General features: G+C 63.3%; 1 protein-coding gene. It reads right to left on the minus strand.

Annotated elements, in window-relative coordinates:
• On the minus strand, positions 1–2911 hold a 2911-nt coding region (locus EKD05_RS27060; RefSeq protein ID WP_129678382.1), incomplete at its 3' end, for a CHAT domain-containing protein.
• Between the last annotated feature and the right edge of the window lie 350 nt (positions 2912–3261).

A 3261-nucleotide genomic window follows, 5' to 3' on the forward strand; every position in this document is an offset into this window, starting at 1 on the left:
CCAGGTCGCCCCGCGTCTCCAGCACCCCCGCCATTTGGTGCAGCGTGGCGCTCTTGCCGCGCACATCCCCCAGGCTTGCCTGGATCGCCAGCGACTGTTCGTAGAGGCCCATCGCCCCCCCCAGGTCGCCCCGCGTCACCAGCACCCCCGCCATTTGGTGCAGCGTGGCGCTCTTGCCGCGCACATCCCCCAGGCTTTCCTTGATCGCCAGCGACTGTTCGTAGAGGCCCATCGCCCCCCCCAGGTCGCCCCGCGTCTCCAGCACCCCCGCCATTTGGTGCAGCGTGGCGCTCTTGCCGCGCACATCCCCCAGGCTTTCATCAAGCGCCAGCGACTGTTCGTAGAGGCCCATCGCCCCCCCCAGGTCGCCCCGCGTCTCCAGCAGAGTCGCTTGCTGATGGTAGACCCGGCTTAGCAGTTCCTGATGATCGGTTTCGGTTGCCGTGGCTACGGCCAACTCAATGCTCTGCTGCGCTTGTTCGGGTTGGCCCAGGCGCTCAAAAACCCAGGCCGCCTGCCACGCGGCCCAACCCCGCCGCTCGGGGGACAGGTATGGGATCGCCATGGCGAGATCAGCGAGATAAAACTTCGTGTCCATTGCAACTTCTGCGCTGGCATTGAGGCCGCTTTCAGGATTAAACGCCCGCGAGATCACCTGATCCGCCCAGCGTGCGTAGCGTGTACGCGGCGCTTCCAAGGCTTGCTCGTCGGCCAGTTGCCTGAGCACGGTGGCAATCACGGGCTGCACGCTATACGTTGTCGCACGATTGCGCTGCTCGTTGTAGCCTTGACCCTGGAGAAGCGAGGCCTGGTTGAGCAGTTCAAGCCGGGTATGCGCCTGATCGGTAAACCATGTCGTCTCATCTTCCAAGCCCCAGATCACCGCACCATGCAGCGGTACAATCACCGGATTGGCGATGATTGTCAGCGCCAGCAGATCGGTGCGCAGATCAGGCGGCAGTGCATTCAGCGACAGGCGTACATTGATCTCAATCGATGCTTGCTGGTACATCTGGGGGGAAGGATCGTTTGCCTTGCTCAGTTCCTCGTGCAGGTTTGCCAGAAAGGTCGCCCCGTCATCCTGCCCTTTGGCCCAGCGTGCCGCAGCCAGGTTCAGGGCAAGGGGGCTATGGCCTACGGCGGTTGCCAGTTGTTCCAGAAACTCGCTTGAAGGAATGCGTTGCCCGACTCGCTCGCGCAACAGGCGCACACTGTCACGCGGGGCCAACCCCCCGAGTTGGTGGTTCTGCTCGGCGGGCGGGTAAGAGGTTTCGCCAGGCAGACCCACCGGCGACTGGCGCGTCGTAAAGAGCAGATGCACCCCTTTATCGGCCAGCAACTGCACCAGACGCTGCACCGCTGCCGCCTCGGCCCGCTGCTCTTCGTCGAAGGGGGCATTGCTCGGATCGCTTGCTTCACGCCCCAGCCGCCACAGCACCGTCTCATAGTTATCCCAAATCAGCAGCAAGCGCGGCCTGGCACGCAGCACCTCGGCGAGCACAAGCTCCTGCGCCTCAGCCGCATCCGGCTGATCAAACGCGGGATGCGTGATCTCCAGCCGATCGGCCAGGTTCCTCCGCACGGTGGCGGCACGCAGGGGCACAGCTTCGCCAGGGAGAAAGAGGCTGACGGCCACAATGCCTTGATCAAAAAAGAACCGGAGCCGCTGGGCCAGGGCCTGCACCAGGGCGGTCTTGCCCATGCCACCGGCCCCACGCACCGTCACAATGCGTTCGTGATGATTAATAAAAAGCCGCGCCAGTTCAAGCAATTCCTTATCGCGCCCCACAAAGGTATGCTCAGGCGCCCGCAACTGCTCAACCCTGGGTTCGCGTGGTTCAATCGGCGGCAACGGCGCAGCAAGCACCGGGCGTTGGGCCTGCCAGGCATACCCCTGCGCCAGATAGAGCACCGGAATCGCCCACTCATACGACTCGCTACGAAACTGATTCTTGAGTTGCAAGCGCGCCCGATAGAGCGCCTGCGCCGGATGCTGCCCTGCCGCCAGAAAGCGGTAGAAGGTACGGGCAAACGGGGCCGCCGCTTCGTCGAGCACCTGATACTGGGTGCCCAATACCGCCGGGATGCCGTGACGCACCAAGGCCAGCGCCAGATTCGCCCCCGGCTCGCGGCTATCAGCCGTACGGCACGCATTCAGAAAAGCAAAATAGGTCAGGCCACGCAGATCGGCGGCCAGATCAGCCACCGGGCGCGCATCCATACAACCCGTGCCATCATCAAAGCAGAGCACGGGCACACCATCCACAACATCGCCGTGGCCCGTATAGTGAAACAACAGCGGCTCGACCGTCGCCAGATCATCAATCAACGCCTGGCGGGTCGGCGCAATGCGCTGCCAACGGATCGGCGCAGGCGGCTGCTGGCCGACCAGATCATCGCGCAACTGATCAAGCTCGCGCACAACCTTCAACCGACGCATGGGCGCATAATCCTGAAACAACCCTGTTTTTGGATCATACACCTCTTGCACCAGCGGATCGCTACCCATCACCACCATCCGCCAGGGGAGTGTTGGATCGGGCGGCTCGGGGAGAGGGGCGTTCGGCACCTCACGCACAAACAAATGCGTAAAGATCACAAAATCAGCGCCATCGTGCAGATACTCCCACGGAATCGCCGCCAGATCCGCATCATCCGTCTGCACCGCAAGCAAACTCGCCATCTGAGGTGCCCGAGGCAACGCCGCCAAGCGCGCCTTGAACGCCTCCCCACCAAGCGCCGCCATCAAGCGCTGCCCATAGGCAACAGGATCAGCAGGAACAGGGCGCTCCGCAAAGAGTTGCTGATCAACCAGCAGCGCAGCCGGCTCAAACGACGCCAGCACCTCGCCATTCAACCACACCTCGCCACGATCATCCACGCCACGACGCAGGGTTATTGTGATCGTCATACTTGCCTCTGGATAGCACCGAATGCATAGCTAAGCTCTGCAGCCAGTATAACACACCGAGCAGGCCGATGGGCGCAGCATGCGTGTACGGGCACGGCGGTGCCGTGCCCCCCGCCGCGCCGTGCCCACCCCGCCGCCGCACGCCCTGTCACCCCGCCGCCGCACGCCGTGTCACCCCGAGCGTAGCGAGGGGTCTTCTATGCGCCGCAGCGAAGATTCCTCACTGCGTTCGGAATGACATGGATGGCGTTGCCACCCCGCCGCCGCACGCCCTGTCACCCCGAGCGTAGCGAGGGGTCTTCTATGCGCCGCAGCGAAGATTCCTCACTGCGTTCGGAATGACATGGATG

The sequence above is a fragment of the Candidatus Chloroploca sp. Khr17 genome, assembly GCF_004138165.1.
Classification (GTDB): Bacteria; Chloroflexota; Chloroflexia; order Chloroflexales; family Chloroflexaceae; genus Chloroploca.